This is a genomic window from Polaribacter litorisediminis, assembly GCF_019968605.1.
GTDB classification, from domain to species: domain Bacteria; phylum Bacteroidota; class Bacteroidia; order Flavobacteriales; family Flavobacteriaceae; genus Polaribacter; species Polaribacter litorisediminis.
Genome location: NZ_CP082966.1, coordinates 2,800,592 through 2,822,455 on the forward strand (window position 1 = coordinate 2,800,592; position 21,864 = coordinate 2,822,455).

General features: G+C 31.4%; 21 protein-coding genes. 8 read left to right on the plus strand and 13 right to left on the minus strand.

Annotated features, from left to right (window positions below):
- The first annotated feature begins 437 nt into the window (after nucleotides 1-437).
- Complete coding sequence (locus tag K8354_RS11970) at nucleotides 438-1,523, plus strand: glycosyltransferase (RefSeq protein ID WP_223439938.1); 1,086 nt, start codon at nucleotides 438-440, stop codon at nucleotides 1,521-1,523.
- Here K8354_RS11970 and K8354_RS11975 read toward each other — a convergent pair whose 3' ends face one another.
- Genes K8354_RS11975 through K8354_RS11985 form a run of 3 tightly spaced genes read right to left on the minus strand, consistent with a single transcriptional unit; the run spans nucleotide 1,524 to nucleotide 3,893 of the window.
- Nucleotides 1,524-2,336: a 2OG-Fe(II) oxygenase gene (locus K8354_RS11975; protein ID WP_223439939.1), complete on the minus strand. Its 813-nt coding sequence runs from the start codon at nucleotides 2,334-2,336 to the stop codon at nucleotides 1,524-1,526.
- On the minus strand, nucleotides 2,329-3,207 hold the full coding sequence (locus tag K8354_RS11980) for a glycosyltransferase family 2 protein (RefSeq protein ID WP_223439941.1): 879 nt from the start codon (nucleotides 3,205-3,207) through the stop codon (nucleotides 2,329-2,331). Before K8354_RS11980 ends, K8354_RS11975 begins: the two co-directional genes overlap by 8 nt.
- Nucleotides 3,207-3,893 carry a cell division ATP-binding protein FtsE gene (locus K8354_RS11985; RefSeq protein WP_223439943.1) on the minus strand — a complete coding sequence of 229 codons (687 nt, stop codon included), beginning with the start codon at nucleotides 3,891-3,893 and terminating at the stop codon, nucleotides 3,207-3,209. The genes K8354_RS11980 and K8354_RS11985 overlap by 1 nt, the downstream gene beginning before the upstream one ends.
- A 161-nt stretch (nucleotides 3,894-4,054) precedes the next feature.
- Here K8354_RS11985 and K8354_RS11990 point away from each other — a divergent pair, with 161 nt between their 5' ends.
- The 7 genes from K8354_RS11990 to K8354_RS12020 all read left to right on the plus strand — a co-directional run bounded on the left by K8354_RS11990 (nucleotide 4,055) and on the right by K8354_RS12020 (nucleotide 14,047).
- Complete coding sequence (locus K8354_RS11990; protein ID WP_223439946.1) at nucleotides 4,055-7,090, plus strand: tetratricopeptide repeat protein; 3,036 nt, start codon at nucleotides 4,055-4,057, stop codon at nucleotides 7,088-7,090.
- Nucleotides 7,090-8,865, plus strand: coding sequence for a TonB-dependent receptor (locus K8354_RS11995; protein WP_223439948.1), 1,776 nt, complete (start codon nucleotides 7,090-7,092; stop codon nucleotides 8,863-8,865). The genes K8354_RS11990 and K8354_RS11995 overlap by 1 nt, the downstream gene beginning before the upstream one ends.
- An 82-nt stretch (nucleotides 8,866-8,947) precedes the next feature.
- Complete coding sequence (locus K8354_RS12000; RefSeq protein WP_223439950.1) at nucleotides 8,948-9,664, plus strand: hypothetical protein; 717 nt, start codon at nucleotides 8,948-8,950, stop codon at nucleotides 9,662-9,664.
- A 219-nt stretch (nucleotides 9,665-9,883) separates the two neighbouring features.
- A complete protein-coding gene (locus tag K8354_RS12005) occupies nucleotides 9,884-11,317 on the plus strand; it encodes a M20/M25/M40 family metallo-hydrolase (protein WP_223439951.1) in 1,434 nt (477 codons plus the stop codon).
- A 3-nt stretch (nucleotides 11,318-11,320) separates the two neighbouring features.
- Entirely contained in the window at nucleotides 11,321-11,686 is a 366-nt protein-coding gene (locus K8354_RS12010; RefSeq protein WP_223439953.1) for a DoxX family protein, read from the plus strand.
- Between the two features lie 2 nt (nucleotides 11,687-11,688).
- Entirely contained in the window at nucleotides 11,689-13,296 is a 1,608-nt protein-coding gene (locus tag K8354_RS12015; protein ID WP_223439955.1) for an amidohydrolase, read from the plus strand.
- 112 nt (nucleotides 13,297-13,408) lie between these two features.
- Nucleotides 13,409-14,047: a TonB-dependent receptor plug domain-containing protein gene (locus tag K8354_RS12020; protein WP_223439957.1), complete on the plus strand. Its 639-nt coding sequence runs from the start codon at nucleotides 13,409-13,411 to the stop codon at nucleotides 14,045-14,047.
- 439 nt (nucleotides 14,048-14,486) lie between these two features.
- Here the strand turns inward: K8354_RS12020 and trpA are convergent, their stop codons facing one another.
- The 10 genes from trpA to trpD all read right to left on the minus strand — a co-directional run bounded on the left by trpA (nucleotide 14,487) and on the right by trpD (nucleotide 21,728).
- Nucleotides 14,487-15,254, minus strand: a complete 768-nt coding sequence (trpA, locus tag K8354_RS12025) for a tryptophan synthase subunit alpha (RefSeq protein WP_223439959.1) — start codon at nucleotides 15,252-15,254, stop codon at nucleotides 14,487-14,489.
- A gap of 90 nt (nucleotides 15,255-15,344) precedes the next feature.
- Nucleotides 15,345-16,529 (minus strand): tryptophan synthase subunit beta, encoded by a 1,185-nt coding sequence (gene trpB / locus K8354_RS12030; protein WP_223439961.1) that lies wholly within the window; start codon nucleotides 16,527-16,529, stop codon nucleotides 15,345-15,347.
- A gap of 57 nt (nucleotides 16,530-16,586) precedes the next feature.
- Nucleotides 16,587-17,258 carry a phosphoribosylanthranilate isomerase gene (locus tag K8354_RS12035; RefSeq protein WP_223439963.1) on the minus strand — a complete coding sequence of 224 codons (672 nt, stop codon included), beginning with the start codon at nucleotides 17,256-17,258 and terminating at the stop codon, nucleotides 16,587-16,589.
- Between the two features lie 157 nt (nucleotides 17,259-17,415).
- A complete protein-coding gene (gene trpC, locus K8354_RS12040; RefSeq protein WP_223439965.1) occupies nucleotides 17,416-18,204 on the minus strand; it encodes an indole-3-glycerol phosphate synthase TrpC in 789 nt (262 codons plus the stop codon).
- Nucleotides 18,205-18,277: 73 nt separating this feature from the next.
- Nucleotides 18,278-18,448, minus strand: coding sequence for a hypothetical protein (locus tag K8354_RS12045; protein ID WP_223439967.1), 171 nt, complete (start codon nucleotides 18,446-18,448; stop codon nucleotides 18,278-18,280).
- Nucleotides 18,449-18,630: 182 nt separating this feature from the next.
- Nucleotides 18,631-18,801: a hypothetical protein gene (locus K8354_RS12050; RefSeq protein ID WP_223439967.1), complete on the minus strand. Its 171-nt coding sequence runs from the start codon at nucleotides 18,799-18,801 to the stop codon at nucleotides 18,631-18,633.
- A 227-nt stretch (nucleotides 18,802-19,028) separates the two neighbouring features.
- Nucleotides 19,029-20,087 (minus strand): IS701 family transposase, encoded by a 1,059-nt coding sequence (locus K8354_RS12055; RefSeq protein WP_223439969.1) that lies wholly within the window; start codon nucleotides 20,085-20,087, stop codon nucleotides 19,029-19,031.
- Nucleotides 20,088-20,158: 71 nt separating this feature from the next.
- Nucleotides 20,159-20,329: a hypothetical protein gene (locus K8354_RS12060; protein ID WP_223439971.1), complete on the minus strand. Its 171-nt coding sequence runs from the start codon at nucleotides 20,327-20,329 to the stop codon at nucleotides 20,159-20,161.
- A 182-nt stretch (nucleotides 20,330-20,511) separates the two neighbouring features.
- Entirely contained in the window at nucleotides 20,512-20,682 is a 171-nt protein-coding gene (locus K8354_RS12065; RefSeq protein WP_223439973.1) for a hypothetical protein, read from the minus strand.
- Nucleotides 20,683-20,738: 56 nt separating this feature from the next.
- Nucleotides 20,739-21,728 carry an anthranilate phosphoribosyltransferase gene (trpD, locus tag K8354_RS12070; RefSeq protein ID WP_223439975.1) on the minus strand — a complete coding sequence of 330 codons (990 nt, stop codon included), beginning with the start codon at nucleotides 21,726-21,728 and terminating at the stop codon, nucleotides 20,739-20,741.
- Between the last annotated feature and the right edge of the window lie 136 nt (nucleotides 21,729-21,864).

The window sequence follows — 21,864 nt, forward strand, 5'->3', positions numbered from 1 at the left end:
CTTTAAATGCCTTAAAGCATGTTGTTTTGTAAGATATTGTTTGTCAGTTACAGAGTAGTTGAGAACTATACGAATGCTTTTAATAGGTTTCGATAGTGCACAACTTGACATTCGTTAAACTTATATATTTCATGCGAAGGAACTAGCGACTAACCTCTATGGAATTATTTTTTCTCAATTCAAAATAACTAGAATTGCCTTAATTGTGGTACTTAGTTTTCAGAAAAACTAAGTAAAAAGGAAACGAGTTACTCCTGAATTATCAAGCAATATAGATGTAAACTATTAATAATTGTTTTCAATACTATAACCAAAGCCATTTAAACAAATCTTTAGAAATAGTATCGGCGTATCTACTTCTAGTTTTTTAAAAGCAATTTCTAACTTCTCATGAAGGAGTCGTTTTTTATTTTTTATATTGCGATAAAGAAATCGACTTGAAAAAAATAATAGTTTCTGTAACGAATGATATATCTACAGACCAAAGAGTAGAAAAAGTTTGTAATACCTTATATAATGCTGGCTATGAAATTCTTTTAATTGGCAAAAAAGAGACAAACAGCAAACCCATTCAAAGAACTTATAGCACAAAAAGAATTGCTGTGTTTTTTAAAAAAGGTTTTTTGTTTTATGCGGAATTCAATTTAAAACTATTTCTTTTGATTCTTTTTACGAAAAAGGATCTACTTTTAGCCAACGATTTAGATACACTTTTACCAAATTACATGGTTAGTTTACTGCAAAAAAAGAACCTAATTTATGACAGTCATGAATTATTTCCAGAAATTCCAGAACTCGTAAACCGTCCTTTTGCTAAAAATTTTTGGACTCGTATGGAGTCAACAATACTCCCAAATTTAGAAAACACCTATACAGTTTGTGGCAGTATAGCAAACTTTTATAACTCAAAATACCATACAAATTTTAAGACTATCCTTAATTTACCTACTAAAAAACAACTTATTACTAGCAAATTTCCATTTAATCATACTGATAAAAAAATAATTTTATATCAAGGAGCCGTTAATATGGGTAGGGGTTTAGAATTGATGCTTAACGTGCTTCCATTTCTTGAAAACTGTATTTTTGTTATTATTGGTCATGGTGATATTTTTGATTTTTTAAAAGAAGAAGTTGCTCAAAAAAATCTAGCACATAAAATTTATTTTTTAGGAAAAATTAGTCCGAATGAACTACATCAATTAACGCCGTTAGCAGATTTAGGAATTAGTATTGAAGAAGATTTAGGCTTAAATTACAGATATGCACTTCCCAATAAAATTTTCGATTACATACAAGCAGAAGTACCCATTCTGGTTTCTAACTTACCTGAAATGAAAAAAATTGTAATCGACTATCAAGTTGGAGAAATTGTTGAGGATAGAGCACCTAAAAAATTGGCAAATCAAATTAAGCTAGCTTTAGCAAAAGATTTTTCGGATGCACTCAAAAATGCAAAAGAACGATTAATTTGGGAACATCAAGAAGCACAATTATTAACCATTTTTAAGGATTACAAATAGCTATTTTTTATATTGATGAGGATTTTCTCGAACTCCTTTTTTAAATATTTTTCGCAAACCCGAGCGTAAGCTATTATCAATCTGCAATAAAACATCTTTTACTTTTTCTGAAGATCGACCTCTAAAAGTAGTAATATGAAATTCATCCGATTTTAAAAGAGGCTCCTCAGAAAAATAATAATTAGACACACAGCACCGAATCGCATCCTTTTGCACTTTACTAACAGAGTGCCAAGATTTCTGATGCGTCGTCATGACCACTAATCTATTAAATTTACTTTCTATGATAGTTTGCGGTTGTTTTAATCCCCTTGGCCAAATTTCTAAATTACCACCATGCTCTAAACTCCAATTTGGTGTTACATAATACAACAAATTTAGCACTCGCCATCTGCTCCTTTCTTTATCGTGAGAATTATCTAAATGCGGATTCAAAAAATTATCTTTTTTCATCAGTGATAATCCACCTGCATATAAAAACTCATCACCAAAAACTTGCTTTAAACCACAAATTTCAGCAACTAATTCAATTACATTTTTATCTTGAAAGGCATAAATTACTTCTTCTAAAAGGGCATCATAAGCATCCATTTGATAAGCTGTAAACTTATATTCCCTCAAGCTTTTTCTTTTAACCGTTTTCTCTAGCTCTGGAAATTTACTATGAATTTCTAGCGCCAACGCTTCTGGTAAAAGATCATCCAAATAAAAAAAACCAATACTTTCTTTTGATTTTAAAAATTGATCTTTTAAAATTTCTTTATTTTTTTCTAATTGATGGCAGATAAATTTCGCGATTTCTACGCTATTCATTTTTTAATTTTAAGTGACATAAATAGGAAACTTTTAGAACATTTAAAAAGAAAACAGAGGCTTTTTTGATGACTAATTTTTCTAAAAAAGGATAAAAACTAGCCGCTATTTTAGTCATTTTAATTTTTTCTATTTTTTTTGTAAAATTTAATAAGGTAATCCCTTTTTCATCAATCAAATTCTGATTGCATAAAAATATAAGATTTTCCATGGCTTTTTTTGTTTTAGACACAAAAGCAGCATTTTCTTCGATACCTAAATGATATACTTCATTGGCAATATGCTCAATTTTATATCCTGCTTTATGCACATCTAAAGAGAATAAAAAATCTTCTCTTCCATATTTTTTTAATTTTTCTTCAAAACGAACAGTCTTAAAAATTTCCTTTTTAATTAAAAAATTAGAACTAAAAAAGTATTTTTTCGGACTTTTCTTCCTGATTTCCAAGGGAATTTCTTCATGCTTTTTGCCATATTTATAGCGCAACAGCTTTAAATTTTCTTTTTTATTTTGATACAATAAGCCACCACAAAAAACAGTTTTCGTTTGGTAGAAACAAGCGCTATACTTTGTAATGAAATTAGCATGCACAGGCGCAACATCTGCATCTAAAAAAAGTAGCCATTGATATTGGGCGCTTTCAGCAAGTAAATTTCTAATAGCACTTCTTCCAATATTCTTGGGTAAACTTTTAAAAAGAGCACAATGCAGCAAATTAATTTTTTCGTTTTCAGTGTTTAAGGTCGATTTAGAACCATCATCAAAACAAATAATTTCAAAAATAAAATTTTCTAACAGTAATTGCCTATGCAATTCTTGCACCAATAAAAGCGCATTATAGTGATATGTTGGTATTAAAACAGAAAGCATTAAACCGTAGTTTGTTGCGCTACTTCAAACAGCTCGCCTCCTTCACATTTTAAAGTTTTTTGCTTAAACTTTACAATTAATTGATAATCGTGTGTTGCCATTAAAATAGTTTTACCACTTTTATGAATGTCGTTTAAAAGCTCCATTACCTCTAAAGATGTTTTTGGATCTAAATTCCCCGTAGGCTCATCTGCTAAAATCAATTCCGGATCATTGAGCAAAGCTCTTGCTATGGCGATTCTTTGTTGCTCACCGCCAGACAATTCAAAAGTTTTTTTATAGTGTTGTGCTTGTAAACCAACTTTCTCTAAAACTTCATTTATTTTTTGCTTTATTTCCTCCTTGTTTTTCCAACCTGTAGCTTTTAAAACAAATTCTAAATTACCAAACACAGTTCGATCATTTAATAATTTAAAATCTTGAAAAACGATACCAATTTTTCTTCTTAAAAACGGAATTTCTTTTTCCTTCAATTTTTTCAAATCAAAATCTACAATGTTTCCGATACCTCGTTGCAATGGTAAATCGCCGTAAAGTGTTTTCATCAAACTACTTTTACCGCTCCCTGTTTTACCAATTAAATAATAAAAGTCACCTTTATTGATTGTTAAATTTACCTTGGTTAACACCAAATTTTCTCTTTGATAGATATCTGCATTTTCTAAATACAAAACTGGTTTCTCCATAAAATACTAGTTTTTACAAACTTATTAGTTTCTAATGATTCTATGGCATGAAAATTAAATAATTCTTAATTTTCATCCAAATTATTTTTAAAAATTCCCTTCTTTTTATCCAACAAATTGAAAAATTCTTCGTTAATTGAAACATAATATAAAACTATGGTATGAAATTTCGTTTTAACTTAAAACACTTTTTGTTATGCACACTTTTTGTTTCTTCTTTTGCGATGTTTTCGCAGGAATCTATCGTGGATACAAGTGTGCTTTCAGACTTTAATAATGGTATAGAATTATACAATAACAAAGCATATGCAGCGGCTCAAAAGACTTTTGAAAAAGTACGAATAAATTCGCAAAAAAACTCGACTCTAAAAGCAGATGCCTCTTATTACGATGCCATGTGTGCTGTAAAATTAAATCAGACAGATGCCGATAAAAAGGTTTTAAGCTTTGTAGAAAACAACCCGATTAGTAACAAAAAAAACAAGGCCTTTTTTAATGTGGGTAATTACTATTTTGCCAATAAAAAAGCGGCATATGCTCTAAAATGGTTTCAGAAAGTAAATGCAGATGTACTTTCTGAAGAAGATACAAAAGAGCTTAATTTTAAAATGGGGTATAGTTTTTTGGTTTCTAAAAATTTAACACTCGCTAAAGATAAATTTTTACCTTTAATGAATGATGCTAAATACGGAAACGATTCTAGATATTATTATGGCTATATCGCCTATAAACAAGAAGATTATGGCATCGCAGAATCTACCTTAAAAGAAATTGCAGATAACAAATCTTACAAATCAGAAATTTCTTATTATTTATTAGACATCAGTTTTAAAGCCGGTCAATTTGAACGTTGTGTAAAAGTTGGTCAAGAACTTTTAAAAACTGCTCGAAAAAGAGATATTTCTGAAATCTCTAAAATTGTTGGTGAAAGTTATTTCAATTTAAAACAATATGAGGAATCCATACCTTTTTTAAAAGCCTATAAAGGTAAAAATGGCAAATGGAATAATACGGATTATTATCAATTAGGCTATGCCTATTATCAACAAAATACTTTTGAAAATGCCATTAGTTATTTTAATAAAATTATTGATCAAAAAAATACAGTTTCACAAAATGCTTATTACCATTTAGCAGAATGTTACCTAAATATTGATAAAAAAAATGAAGCTTTAAATGCTTTTAAAGCCGCTAGTGAAATGCCTTTTAATCCAGAAATTCAGGAAGATGCCGCTTTAAATTATGCAAAATTGAGTTATGAAGAAGGAAATCCTTTTGAAAACATTTCTGATGTGTTGCAGAATTACTTAAAAAAGTATCCAAACTCGGCATCCTACAGCGAAATTAATGAATTGGTGGTGTCTTCATTTATACATCAACAAGATTATGAAGGCGCATTAGCGTTTTTAAGAAAGAAGAAAAGTGCAGAAAATATAACCTTATCTTTTGAGGTTTCTTTATATCGCGGCATTCAGTTATTTAACGAGCAAAAATTAGAAAAATCCCTACCTTTTTTTACCGAAGCAAAAAAAGCTAGCAATGAAAATATAAAACAAAAAGCGCATTACTGGGAAGCAGAAACCTTGTATCGATTAGAAAAATATGTAGATGCCCTTGCTAAATTTAATCAAGTAAAAAGAATAATCGATTCAAGAAATCAACAAGAATTTTCTTTAATTGATTATAATATTGGTTACACCCATTTTAAGTTGAAAGCATATGATAAAGCAATCACTTTCTTTCATCAATTTTTAAAATTGAACATAGAAGAGGATGCTATAAAAAATGATGCTTCGATTCGTTTAGGAGACAGCTATTTTGCTACTAAGGAGTATGATAATGCCATAAAAATATACAAAAATGTAATTAACGAATTTGGTTCTGAAGCAGATTATGCACAATACCAAATAGGAATGAGCTATGGATTTAGAGATAACGATGATGCTAAAATTAGCGCATTAATTAAGGTCATTAATGAGTATGAAACATCTAGCCTAAAAGATGATGCTTGGTATCAATTAGCAAGCACGTATACGCAAATAAAAAACAATAGAAAAGCACACGAAGCTTATGATCAATTGCTAAGTAAGCATACAAAAAGTGTATTTATACCCAAAGCTTTAGTTAGACAAGGTTTGCTGTATTATAATGAAAATGAGAATAAAAAAGCTTTAGAAAAATTTAAATTAACCGTGAGCAAATTCCCGAATTCTGCAGACGCCTTAGAAGCTGTAAGAAATGCAAAAAACATTTATGTAGATGAAGATAATTTAGATGGTTATGTGGCTTGGACCAAAACCTTAAAATTTGTGAATGTTTCTGACACAGAATTAGAAAACTCGAGTTTTGCTATTGCTGAAAGAAAATACTTTGAAGGTAAAAACAATAAAAGCCTTTTAAGTTTAAGAAAATATTTAACAAGTTTTCCAAATGGTAAAAATAAATTAAAAGCAACCTACTATTTAGCAGACATTTTATTTAACGATCAATTGTATGCAGAGGCGGCCGAAAACTATAAGATTGTTTTAGATGCCGGTCAGAGCGAATTAAGCGAGGATGTTTTAGCAAAGCTATCTCAAATATATTTGCAACAGGAAAATTTCTCTAGCGCTTTACCTTTACTCGAAAGATTAGAGCAAGAAGCCTATAGCACCGAAAATATTTTATTTGCACAAAGTAACTTAATGAAAGGTTATTCTGAAACCAAAGCATACGATTTAGCCTTAGAATATGCTAAAAAATTATTGGCAAAAGACAAAATTGATACCAATTTAAGATTAGATGCCATTACCATCATTGCTAAAACTTCTTTTATAAATGATGATTTTGCTACAGCAGAAGAATATTATAAACAAATAGAAAACGAGGCAACAGGAGTATTAAAAGCAGAATCTTTGTATTATAATGCTTATTTTAAAAATCGTAATAAAGAGTATGAATCTTCTAATAAAGTAGTTCAAGAATTAATTGCAGATTATTCTGCTTACAAATATTGGGGTGTAAAAAGCTATGTAATCATGGCTAAAAATTATTACAGCTTAAAAGACGCCTATCAAGCAACCTTCATTTTAGAAAATGTTATTAAAAATTTTAAGCAATTTGATGATATTGTAAAAGAAGCGCAAACTGAACTGAATAAGATAAAAGAAAACGAAGCCAAAACGAATAATTCTATAACTCCACAAAATAAAAACTAATGAAAAAAGGCTTTCTCCTATTTTTAATTTTCTTTAGTTATTTGAGCACTTTCGCCCAAGTAAAGCCCAAAGAAAAAGTGACACCTGTAAAATTAAAAGACACAGTAAAAACGGAAGTTGTAGAAGTTATAACGACCTACAATCCTAAAATTGCAGATGCGAGTAAAATTAAAAAAAACCCAACCCTACAGCTGTTAGAAAAAAGCAAGAGAAAAAAGTTATCTTACAACATTTTTTCAGCGCCCGTTGCCTCTACTTTTATTCCAAAAAGTGGCGTTGTAAAAGGAATTGATGTGGGTGTAAAAGAACGAATTTACGACAACTATATTGCTGCTGGTTTTGGTAATTATACATCTCCATACGGTGAAGCTTTTATTCATAAACAAACCCGTTTTCGAAGTGAATTTGGCTTGTCTGCAAAATATAACGCCTCTTTAGAGAATATAGAAAACACACCTTTAGATAGTGATTTTTCTAATTTATCAGCAAGCCTTTTTTACAAAATGGAAGCCCGTTATTTCGATTGGAAGGTTGTTTTAAACGCTGAAAATAATAATTATAATTGGTATGGCTTAAAAGAAGATACTTTCACTGATTTTGCTATCGGTAATATTCAAGAAAATCAAACTTACAATCTTTTGAATATAAATGGCGAAATTGATTTTTTAGACGCATACATCGATAAAAGTAACCTATCGCTTTCTTACTTTACAGATGATTATAATAGTAGCGAATTACTCATTAATTTTAATACTAATTTAGATATACCCTTATACTTTACAGAAAATAATCTACAAGTAAAAACTTCTTTAGAATTTTTAACTGGAAATTTTGAAACTGATTATGCTACTCAAAATGAATTAAATTATTCCATTTTTACAGCAAAAATAAATCCAGAATACAAAACGAATCTTGGAGGGTTCTCTCTAAAAATAGGAACAAAATTATTTGCTTCTATGGATACTGAAAATAGCGTAAATTATTTTTTAGCCTATCCAGACATTAAAGTTCAAAAAGCGATTATTCAAGAACAATTAAATATTTACGGAGGAGTTTTTGGTGATTTTCATACCAATACTTACAAAAACCTTGTAGACGAAAACCCTTTTGTTTCTCCCACGCAATTTATCACACAAACTGCAGAAAAATATAACGCTTTTATAGGCTTCAATGGCGTTATTAACAATAATTTTAGCTTTAATATTTCTGCAAGCATTAAAGAGGAACAAGACAAAGCTTTATTTATTAGAAACAACTCAAAATCTGATGGGGTTAGCAATTTTGCAAATGACATTGAACTAAAAGGATTTGAATACGGGAACTCTTTTAGCATCCTTTATGATGACGCTAAAACTACTTCTATTTTTGCCGAATTAGAATATGATCTTACAAAAAGAATTACACTTTCTACCAATATTCAAGTTGATGATTTTAAGATGGCAACGCAAGCCGAAGCTTGGAATTTACCAACTTTTCAAACCGCTATTGTTGGTACTTACGAGAGTGCTAAATGGTATGCCATTACAAATGTTTTTTATGTCGGTGAAAGAAAAGATATTTTATATACTACTACATTTCCATCGGGCACAAACGGCATTCAAGCGTTAGATGCCTATATCGACATCAACCTAAATGGAGGATATCACTTAAATGATAAATTTTCGGCATTTTTAAAACTAAATAACATTTTAAACACTAATTATCAGCGTTTTGCGAATTTCAACGTACAAGGTTTTCAGGTTTTAGGTGGTATTACTTACAAGTTCGATTTATAAAACAACTACCATTCAGCGATTACAATAGTAAACTAGACGAAAAAACAGCAGTAAAAATCATTTTGTATTACCTTTACACTCTATGCTTTACTATGTATTAATCGTTTTTCAGGCTTTTTGCCTTTTCCATGTTTACAAAAGCAGAAATGAGTATTTTTGGTATATCATTGTATTTTTTATTCCTGTAATTGGTGGTTTGTTTTACATTTTTACACAAGTAATTACCAAACGTAATTTAACACAGCTACAGAACCAAATAACCGCCGTTTTAGATCCTACTAAAAAAATTAGAGATTTAGAAAAAAAATTATCTTTTTCAGATACATTTCAGAATAAAATAAATTTAGCAGATGCTCACTTCGAAAATAAAAATTTCAAAAAAGCCATTATATATTACGAAAAAGCTTTAACCGGAAAATTTAAAAATGATCCTAGCACTTTAAATAAAGCGTTAAAATGTTATTTTAAAGAAGAACAATATGAGAAAGTTTTAGTGTGCGCTAGCAAAATAAACATAGATAAAAATTTTAGAAATTCTATTTGTATTTATGCCATTGCCCTAGATAAATGTAATTTTTTTGATGAAGCTGAAATTCAATTTAGAAAAACAGACAAACGATATTGTAATTATGCAGAACGTTTAGAGTTTTCACATTTTTTTATGAGAAGAGGAAAAAATGATTGCGCTGAAATAATTTTGAAAGAAATCATTTCTGAAATAGAAAATATGACTGAAATAAACAAAAGAAAATATACATTCATTTATAAAGAATCAACTAAATTAATGAATAAAATGTAAATTAAACAAACCCTCTAATTCTTACTTTTATTAGCCGTGTATATTTTATTTCGATTGATTAAAGCCAAAAAAAATCTCTTAAAAATCGTTATCAATTATCCTAAAATAAGATATTCCATTTTCAAAACACTCCGTTTTAAAGGCAACATTCATTTATAAATATCATAATTTCTCATTTCGTTTTTGTAGTTTTATAAAATTAAATAATAAACGACAACCATGAGAAAATTACGCTTTCTATTTTTAATTTCTTTCAGTATTTTTGCCTGTAATCAGCAACAAGAAACCAAAACGACGTCCAATGAATTATCTGCAGAAGAAAAAACAGATTCTACAAACATTAAAACATTATTCAATGCTGCTCTAACCCAAGGTAAATCTTATGAATGGCTTAAAGATTTAACGCAAAATATTGGAGGTAGATTATCAGGTTCTCCAGAAGCTGCAAAAGCAGTTATTTGGGGAGAGCAATTGATGAAAGAAGTAGGTTTAGATTCCGTTTGGCTACAACCCGTTATGGTACCTCATTGGGTTCGTGGCGAAAAAGAAATTGCAAACTATACAACTAATGGTACTCAAAAAAATGTTCCAATTTGTGCTTTAGGCTTCTCTGTTGCAACACCAGCATCTGGAGTTTTGGCTGAAGTTATCGAAGTAAAAAGTTTGGAGGAAGCAAAAGCTTTAGGAACCAAAATGAAAGGTAAAATTATGTTTTTTAACCGCCCTTTTGATGACACCTTAATCAATACTTTTAGTGCTTATGGTGGTTGTGTAGATCAACGAGTTGCAGGAGCCATTATTTGTGGAGAATTCGGAGCTAAAGGAGTAATTGTGCGTTCTATGACAAATTCTGTGGATGATTATCCGCATACAGGAACCATGAGTTATGGAGATTTACCCGAAGAAAAATACATTCCTGCTGCCGCAATTAGCGCAAAAGCTGCCAATATTTTAAGCGATGATTTAAAACAAAATCCGAATTTAAAATTCTACTTTAAACAAAGCTGTGAAACCTTACCAGATGCTCCTTCTTTTAACGTGGTTGGCGAAATAAAAGGATCAGAAACTCCAGAAAATATTTTTGTTGTGGGTGGTCATTTAGATTCTTGGGATTTAGGTGAAGGTGCTCATGATGATGGTTCAGGAATTGTGCAATCTTTAGAAGTTGCCTATCTATTTAAAAAAAATAACATCCAACCTAAAAACACCATCAGAATTGTGTTTTTTATGAATGAAGAAAATGGCACAAGAGGTGCAAAGAAATATGCTGAATTAGCAAAACTAAATAAAGAAAACCATATTGGTGGGTTAGAATCTGATTCTGGCGGACATACACCAAGAGGTTTTTCTATAGATGCCAATACTGCCAATAGCACCTTATTACAAAGCTGGAAAAAACTACTAGCTCCTTATGGATTGCATGATCTTAAAAAAGGTGGTTCTGGTGCAGATATCTCACCCTTAAAAGCAGAAAACGTTACATTAGTTGGCTATAAACCAGATTCTCAGCGTTATTTTGATTATCATCATACTAGTAGAGATACTTTTGACAAAGTAAATAAACGTGAGTTAGCCTTAGGAAGTGCATCGATGGCTAGTATGGTTTATTTAATGGATAAGTATTTATATGCAGATGCCCCAGTAAAGCCTTAATTTGTGAATATTTTAGTACTTATTTTAACAATAGTTTATGGTGCTTTTTTCTGCTTTGCAGGAATCATGCACTTTATAAAACCACAGTTTTTTAAGGATTTTATTCCTAATTTTTTCCCTAAGAAACTAGTGAATTATGGAGTGGGTTTTGTAGAATTTACATTAGGACTTGGACTTTTTTTTAATCCAACAACTAAATATGCATCCTTAGGTATTTTTATTTTACTCATCATTCTATTGCCCATTCATTTATGGGATTTTACAAAGAAAAAACCAGCGATTGGTTCCAAAAAATTAGCTATGATTAGAATCCCAATTCAATTTTTATTCATGTACGGTATTTATATTGTATATCAAAACCACTCTTAAATATGAAAAATTACCTTTTTATTGTTTTACTCTTTTTATTTTCTTGCGATAAAGAAAAAGCAGATCTAATTATTATCAATTCAAACACCTATACGGTAAACGAAAAATTTGACACTGCGGAAGCATTCGCCATTAAAGATGGAAAGTTTATTGGCGTTGGTACCAATGAAGAAATTCAGGAAGCTTATGCAGCTACCTCTGTAATGGATGCTAAAAACCAAACAATTGTTCCCGGTTTTATTGATGCGCATTGCCATTTCTATAGAATGGGCTTACAACAACAAAAAGTTTCTTTAGAAGGCACTAAAAGTTATGAGGAAGTTCTTGAAAAGATTGTTGCCTTTCAAAAGGAAAAAAATGTAGATTTTATCTCAGGACGTGGTTGGGACCAAAATGATTGGGAAGTAAAAGAATTTCCTACAAAAGAAAAACTAGACCTCTTATTTCCGACAACTCCGGTTGCTGTAGGCCGAGTAGATGGGCATGCTTTATTAGTAAATCAGGCTGCCATCGATATGGCAGGAATTACAAAAGACACGAAAGTTTCTGGTGGAGAAATTATTCTAAAAAATGGAGAAATGACGGGAGTTTTAATTGATGCCGCTATGGGTTTCATTAAATTCCCTAAAGCCTCAAAACAAGAATCAATTCAAGGTTTATTAGATGCACAAAAAATTTGTTTTTCTTATGGTTTAACCACTGTAGATGATGCGGGTTTAGATAGAAATACCATCGAATTAATTAACGATTTACAGCAGTCAAATAAATTAAAAATGCGCATCTATGCGATGGTTTCTGGTGATAATCAAGAACAAATTGATTACTACATCAACAAAGGAATTACGAAAACCGATCGATTAAATGTACGTTCTTTTAAAGTATATGGAGACGGTGCTTTAGGCTCTAGAGGTGCTGCCATGCGCACGCCTTATTCAGATAGAGAAAATCATTTTGGCGCACTCATTTATCCTCCAGAAAGATACCAAGAAATTGCGCAACAAATTGCTGCGTCAGAATTTCAAATGAATACACATGCCATCGGCGATTCTACAAACACCTGGTTATTAAAAACGTATAAAGAAGTTTTAAAAAACAAAAAAGATAGACGTTGGAGAATTGAACATGCACAAATAATATCTGCAACAGACTTTCAGAATTTTGATAATATTTTACCCTCTGTGCAACCTACACACGCTACCTCCGATATGTATTGGGCAGAAGATAGAATCGGAAAAGAAAGAATGCAAGGTGCTTATGCCTTTAAAAATTTACTAAACAGGTACGGAAAAATTGCTTTGGGTACAGATTTTCCTGTAGAACAAGTAAATCCGTTTTTAACTTTTTATGCTGCAACTTCCAGAAGAGATTTAGAAAATTTCCCTGAAGGCGGTTTCCAAATGGAGCATGCTTTAACAAGAGAGCAAACTTTAAGAGGAATGACTATTTGGGGAGCTTATTCTAATTTTGAAGAGGATGAAAAGGGTTCTATTGAAGTTGGTAAATTTGCAGATTTCATCATTTTAGATCAAAACATTATGCAAGCACATGATACTATTATACCAAAAACCAACGTAGTTTCTACGTATTTAAATGGAGAAAAGGTATATTAAAAATTAACAAAATCTTACATAGTTTATTTCGGAAATAACTCAGATTTTTATTAATTTTAAAAAAGTAAAAAATGGCATTAATTTTGCTGCTGATTTGATAAATATACCTAATATGAAATCCATAAAAACACTATTTTTTTTACTCGCAGTTGTATTTTCTGTGAATATTTTTTCTCAAAAAAAATCGACAAAAAACGAAACTACTAAATTAACGATATTAGTAAAAGACGGTAATAACAAACCTATTCCTGGTGCGGTTATTTTATTCGATAATGTAAAACAAAAAAGAGTTGCTAACGCATCGGGTTATTTTAAGATTAAATTAAAAAAAGCGCCAAAAGAAATTAGTGCGTTCTCCTCCTTAATAGGTGTTAAAACAATTACTTACAAAGGCGAAGACTCTATTGTTATTAAAATCAGAAGAAACAATGACGATTATTTCGAGGATACGAGCGATGAGAAAATAGCTAGTGCAATACAATTTAGAGACATTTATGATTATTTAAGAGGTAAAGTTTCTGGTGTGAATATCTCAACATCTAACAGCATAACAATAAGGGGGAATTCAACTTTTAGTGGTGGTAGAGGTCCTTTATTAATTTTGAACGGGGTTCAAATCGACGAAAGTAGTTTTGCACAAATTGTACCCACAACAATCAGAAGTGTAAAAATTTTAAAAGGACCAGAGGCTGCTATCTATGGCGTACGCGGAGCAAATGGCGTTATTGAAGTAGTTACTGCAATCAATTAGGATTAAAGCTAAAATATTTAAGACCTGTTATTGTTTGAAATTTATTGTGAAATAAAGCATAGATTTTAAGATTTCTTTTTGAACTGAAATAGAAACTGAAAAAGGTGCATTTCATCAAAGTAATTTCCGATTAAAAATGATATGTGAAGCTTTTTAAAGTTATAAATCAAAAAAACCAGTGAACATAAAATCACTGGTTTTTTTTTTAATTTCATGCAGCGCTATCGCAACCTAAAGAAGTATAAAGTTGAAACAAGACCGAATACCTTTTATCACTTGTAATTACTGGTTATAAACACTTTTATTGAACAGCCAAGCAAGTTTTAGCTCTTTAAGTGTGCATATAAGGTATACTAATTTTTTTAGGTTTATACGCTACGAACACGATATCTAAGGATTGATAACCATAATATTTTCTTTAAAAAACATATAAGATTTGTTAGCTTATAATTGGTGTTATAAAGTTATTGATGTTTTCGACGCCATTCTCCCCTAAATCTTTAATAAAAGCAGAACCAATAATGGCGCCATTTGCATATTGACAAGCGGTATTAAAAGTCGATTTATCTGAAATACCAAAACCAATAATCAATTTATTTTTTAAATTCATCGCTTTAATTCTTTCAAAATAAGCAACTTGATGATTTGAGATTTCCCCTTTTGCACCTGTAATTGAAGAAGACGCTACTACATAAATAAATGCTTTTGTATACGAATCTATCTTTCTAATTCTTTCTTCGGATGTGTGCGGGGTAATTAAAAACACATTGTTAAGACCATACTTATCAAACAATTCTTGATAATGATTTTCAAACTCTACCATTGGCAAATCAGGAATAATAAGCGTGTCTATGCCGCAATCTACTACTTTTTGGCAAAACTTATCTTCGCCATATTTTAGCATTTGGTTTAAATACCCCATTAAAACTAAAGGTGTGTGATTCGTTTCTTTAATGGTCATTAATTGATCAAAAACAATATCTAAATTGATCCCGTTTTCCAAGGCTTTTTGACTACTTTCTTGTATCGTTGGTCCATCTGCTAAAGGATCTGAATACGGCAACCCGACTTCAATAAAATCAACACCACTTTTCTCTAAGGATGCAATTACTTTTGTGGTATCCTCTAATTTTGGATATCCACAAGTAAAATATATTGATAAAAGATTATTTTCTTTTTTTTGAAATAATTGTTTGATTGAATTCATAATTATATGATGATGTCATTGCGAGGAACGAAGCAATCTCTTAATGAATTGACAGATTACTTCACTGCGTTCGTAATGACGATTGTAAATTTACTCTTCTAAATATTTAATAAAAATCTCTAAATCTTTATCGCCTCTGCCCGATAAATTAATGACCACTACTTGCCCTTTTTTAAACTTCATTTTTGGCAAAACTGCCAAGGCATGTGCGGTTTCAAGAGCCGGAATTATTCCTTCCATTTTTGTAAGTTCATAAGCTGCCGTTAATGCCTCTTTATCGGTTGCATTCATAAATTTAGCTCTTCCACTTTCATATAAAAACGCATGTAACGGACCAACACCAGGATAATCTAAACCCGCAGAAATAGAATATGGCTCTACAATTTGTCCGTATTCATCTTGCATTAAAATAGTTTTACTACCGTGAATTACACCTACTTGGCCTAATTGGGAAGTTGCGGCACTTTCACCAGAATTAACACCCAAACCTGCAGCTTCCACAGCAATTAATTCTACCTCTTCATCATCTAAATAATGATAAAAAGCACCTGCTGCGTTAGAGCCTCCGCCAACACATGCAATAATCGTATCAGGGTTTTCTTTTCCTGTTTTTTCTTTTAATTGCCACTTCATTTCTTCAGAAATAATAGCTTGTAAACGTGCCACCATATCTGGATGTGGTGCCGGGCCTACAACAGAACCTATCAAGTAAAAAGTATCTGGATTCTGAATCCAATACCGAATTGCTTCATTCGTGGCATCCTTTAAAGTCTTACTTCCGCTGGTTGCAGGTACTACTTTTGCACCTAACATTTTCATTCTAGCCACGTTTGGTGACTGACGAACAATATCTTTTTCGCCCATAAAAACAGTACAATCCAATCCCATTAAAGCACAAACCGTTGCCGTTGCAACGCCATGTTGTCCTGCGCCTGTTTCTGCAATAATTTTTGTCTTTCCTAATTTCTTGGCTATTAGAATTTGACCCACCGTATTGTTTACTTTGTGCGCACCTGTATGGTTTAAATCTTCTCGTTTTAAATAAATTGTTGCGCCATATTTTTCTGATAATCTTTTTGCTAAATACAAAGGTGTTGGTCTGCCAACAAAATCTTTTAATAAAGATTTGTATTCTGTTTGAAATTCTTCAGACTCTATAATTTGAATATAGTTATCTGCCAATTCCTTTACATTTGGGTACAACAATTCTGGAATAAATGCGCCTCCAAATTGTCCGAAATATCCATTTTTATCTGGGTGAAATTTTGATTTCATATTTTCTGTTATGATGTCACTGCGAAGAACGAAGCAATCTATTTTTAAATAAGCAGATTACTTCACTGGGTTCATAATGACGTTATTTTTAAATTCCTTTAATTCTTCAATTTTCTTAACTCCTGGATTGCTTTCAAATTTACTATTTACATCTAATGCATAAATTGGTAAATTAGAGTTTAACACTATTTGTATTCGTTCTATATCTTCTAACCCAATTCCTCCGCTTAAAAAGAATGGTTTTTCAAAAGGGTATTTTTCTAAAACCTTCCAATCGAATTGTATGCCATTTCCACCTCTATCTTTTCCTTTGGTATCGAATAAAAAATAGTCTACAACTTCCAAATAAGGCTTTAAAACATTGAAATCAAATGCGTCTTTAATTCCAAATACTTTTATGATTTCTACTTTTTTAAAAGGTTGCCAATGTTTACTTTTCTTTTTTTGAGAAGCTGCATCCAATGCAGCTTGTTGAATGTATGCTTTTAATTTAAGAATATATTCCACAGATTCATCTCCATGCAATTGAACGGCATCCAATCGATATTCTTCAATTAAAGAGATTACAATTTCTAAAATTTCATTGACAAAAACGCCAGTTTTTTTGATTGATTTTGGCAATTCTGGAATGATCCCTTCAAAATTTCTTTTCGATTTTTCATAAAAAATAAAGCCCAAATAATCCGGCTGCAATGCAGCAACTTCTTGGATATTTTCTACGTATTTCATTCCGCAAACCTTTAGAAGCCCCCTTTCCCCCAAAGGGGGTAAAATTGAAATCGGTTCCTTATTTTCTTTATTTTTATTCAAAACTTACTAGTTCTTTTATTAATTCTTCTTTCCTCAAGAGTAAAAATTCCTTCCCTTTGGGAAGGTTAGGATGGGCTTATCTTATCTGACTGATAAACTCTTTACAAGCCTCTCCAGGATTATCTTCTTTCATAAAATTTTCTCCGATTAAAAAACCTTGAAAACCATATTCTTTTAAGCCAGTGATGATCCTTGGATCAGAAATTCCGCTTTCTGAAACTTTTAAAGAAGTATCTGGAATTTGATTTGCTAATTTGATAGAATGCTCCAAATCAACTTTAAAAGTTTTTAAATTTCTATTATTAATTCCAATTATTTTATGGTCCAAGTCATTTATCTTATCCAAATCTTCTTGCGTGTGCACTTCATATAAAACTTCCAAACCTAAATCGGTAGCTAATTGTCCGAAATTTTTAATTTCTTGGGATGTTAAGCACGAAGCGATTAACAAAATAACATCTGCCCCTATGGCTTTTGCTTCTACAATCTGAAACCCGTCAACAATAAAATCCTTTCTTAAAATTGGTTTTTGTTGATTGATGACTCTTGCCTCCATTAAATCTGCCATAGAACCTCCAAAAAAAGAAGTATCTGTTAAAATGGATTGTGCAGCGACATTGGCATCCAAATATCCGTTGGTAACATCCGCAATCGTTGCCGTGTCATTAATAATTCCTTTGGATGGCGATTGACGCTTAAATTCTGCAATAATTCCTGTAGAACCTACTTCTAATAAAGATTTTTTTAAGGAAAAAACTTTTCTATCAAAATTTGGACTTTCTACCAATTTCTTCACTGAAACTTCTGCCTTTATTTTAGCGATTTCAGTCTTTTTAAATGCGATGATTTTATCTAAAATTGTCATTTTTTATACTAATTTGTCTGTTCGAGTGCAGTCGAGATCTCAATACAACCTCTCGACTGCGCTCGAGGAGACATTATTTATTAATTTGTTTATTTCTATAAGTAAGAACAAAATATACGATAATTCCGACAATTAAACCAACAGCAGAATTTTTTAAAATAGCTCCTGCCTGCACTCCAACCGCTGTTCCCATTAAAAGAAATGCTGGTAAGATTAGCGCTAAATTGTTCTTTTTTTTTGTCATTACTCTCTATAATTTCAGACCTCACAGGTTTTAAAAACCTGTGAGGTCTTTAACGTTTATAAATTTACCAACTTTGCTAATATTTGTTTTGCCTCCATTTTAAAAAGTGATTTTATACTAATTTGTCCGATCGAGCGCAGTCGAGATCTCAATACAACCTCTCGACTGCGATCGAGGAGACATTATTTATTAATTTGTTTATTTCTATAAGTAAGAACAAAATATACGATAATTCCGACAATTAAACCAACAGCAGAATTTTTTAAAATAGCTCCTGCCTGCACTCCAACCGCTGTTCCCATTAAAAGAAATGCAGGTAAGATTAGCGCTAAATTGTTCTTTTTTTTTGTCATTACTCTCTATAATTTCAGACCTCACAGGTTTTAAAAACCTGTGAGGTCTTTTACGGTTATAAATTCACCAACTTTGCTAATGTTTGTTTTGCCTCCATTTTAAAAAGTGATTTTACACTAATTTGTCCGATCGAGCGCAGTCGAGATCTCAATACAACCTCTCTACTGCGCTCGAGGAGACATTATTTATTAACTCATGTTACGCAAACAAATCCCCAAAAATGGAATTATGCAGCTTTAGTTGTTGATAAGTTTTTGAGTTCATTATAAGCAGCCTGTTGTGCTGCTAAATAGATTTGTGTTTTCATTGCAAAGTGATTTTTTCCTGTTCTTTGTTTCAGCCACTCCAACTTTATATACGCTATTATTGACAGGACAAAATGATTCGTTTGTGTTGCTGTTTTTTTAGTTGGAGATTTAGCAAAACCTGTGTTGCTTTTAATTGATTTATGATATTCTTCTACTGCCCACCGTTTTTTGTAGATTGTAGTTATTTGGTCATACGATACACTTAAATCACTACAAGCCAAGTACAACTCGCCGACTGTATCATTCTCGTTTTTGAAAACTTGCTTTGTAAGCAACAGCGGAAAGTCTAGTTTTTCAAACCAAACTTCCACGGTCTGCTGTCCTGGCTGTAATGTTTTAATATTTATGTATGTCTCATTTTGCTTATCTTCTAATGATAAGGCTACTTTTCGATTGCTTTTTAAGGCAATAATAAAATCGTTTTTCAATGTTTTTTTACAACAAATCATATTTTCTACCGAAGAAAACCAGCTATCAGCCAAAACATAATCAAAGTGTATTTTACTACTACATTCTTCCAGCATTTCTCTAAAAAGTTCATTTTTAGTTTTACTACTTTTACGCTTTTTCTTCCCTGTTTTTTTGTCGGTAACCCAAAGATCTTTCTTTATAAACTCTACGCCACATGGTATACGCATACCCCCAACCTCCACTAAAGCAGTTAGGAAATTAATCCCTTTTACAGACCTTCCAAACACATGGTCAAAATGCCAAGTGTTAAGCTCACTTTCAGCTGTATATTGTTTTTCTTGTATAGAATCATCAAAACTTAAAATGATAGTTTCTTTAGATTGAGTCAATTCTTCAACATAAGGTTTTGCTTTTTTCCATAGAAATTTACTGTCGTAAACACCTGTCCCTAATGCTCGTGTTATTTTGTCGTGTTTTATTGAAAGTAATGATGCCATTCCTGTTGCTGTCGTGTAAGAACTTGAACTTATCAAGTAATCTGTATATAAATCAACAAAATTATCCATCTTTTTTAGTATCTGAGTTATTAACAATATAATCTATAAATATCTTAAAAGCAAATTATTCTTGCGTAAGGTCAGTTATTAATTTGTTTATTTCTATAAGTAAGAACAAAATATACGATAATTCCGACAATTAAACCAACAGCAGAATTTTTTAAAATAGCTCCTGCCTGCACTCCAACCGCCGTTCCCATTAAAAGAAATGCAGGTAAGATTAGCGCTAAATTGTTCTTTTTTTTTGTCATTACTGTCTATAATTTCAGACCTCACAGGTTTTTAAAACCTGTGAGGTCTTTTACGGTTATAAATTCACCAACTTTGCTAATGTTTGTTTTGCCTCCATTTTAAAAAGTGATTTTACACTAATTTGTCCGATCGAGCGCAGTCGAGATCTCAATACAACCTCTCGACTGCGATCGAGGAGACATTATTTATTAATTTGTTTATTTCTATAAGTAAGAACAAAATATACGATAATTCCGACAATTAAACCAACAGCAGAATTTTTTAAAATAGCTCCTGCCTGCACTCCAACCGCCGTTCCCATTAAAAGAAATGCTGGTATGATTAGCGCTAAATTGTTCCTTTTTTTTGTCATTACTGTCTATAATTTCAGACCTCACAGGTTTTAAAAACCTGTGAGGTCTTTTACGGTTATAAATTCACCAACTTTGCTAATGTTTGTTTTGCCTCCATTTTAAAAAGTGATTCTTTAGCTTCCTCAAAAGCTGTTTCAAAAGACTTTTTATCATCTACAATTGTTAACGCAAAAGCGGCATTTGTTAACACCACATTATTTTGCGCTTCTGTTCCGTTACCGTCTAAAATTGATTTAAAAATCTTGGCAGCATCTGCAACAGAATTTCCACCAAAAATTTCTGATTGCTGAATTCTTTTATGACCTAAATCTTCCGGATTTATAAGTTCTTCTCCATTTTTAGTAAACAATTTAAATCCGCTTGTTAAAGATATTTCATCATACCCATCTAAAGCATGAACAATACCATAATTGATATCTTCTTCTTGTAAAATATAATTATACAAACGTGCAATTTCTAAATTAAAAGTTCCTAGCAAGTGGTTTTTTGGTGAACTCGGATTTACCAAAGGTCCCAAAATATTAAAAAAAGTTTTTAACGCCAAAGCTTTTCTGGTTGGCCCAACAGCCTTCATTGCCGGATGAAATTTTGGAGCATGTAAAAAGCAAATATTTGCTTTTTCTAATTGCCCTTTTAAAATACTTTCATTGTTCGTAAAGGTATATCCAAAACTCTCTAACATATCGGAAGAACCAGATTTCGAAGACACTGAATAATTACCATGCTTTGCTACTTTCTGACCCGTTCCGGCTACAATAAAAGAGGTTAATGTAGAGATGTTAAAAGTATCCTTTCCGTCGCCCCCGGTTCCCACAATATCAATCGTATTAAAATCCGACAAATCTACTTTTAGAGATAGCTCTTTTAACGCATCTCTAAAACCTGAAAGTTCATCAGTAGTTATTGGTCGCATCATAAAAACGGTCATAAATGAGGCTAAATGTGCATCATTATATTTCTCTGCAGCAATCTCCATTAAGATTTGTTTTGCTTCAAATTTCGATAATCTTTCGTGATGATATAATTTATTTAGAATCTCCTTCATAATACCTACTTTTAATTTAATCCCCTTTTAATTTCCCTATTTCGACTTCGCTCAATACAAGCTTCGAGGAAAAACACTCTTATGTCAGTTTTATTCTCCCTTTATCTCTAAAATTTCGCCTTTTGCAAAAATATAA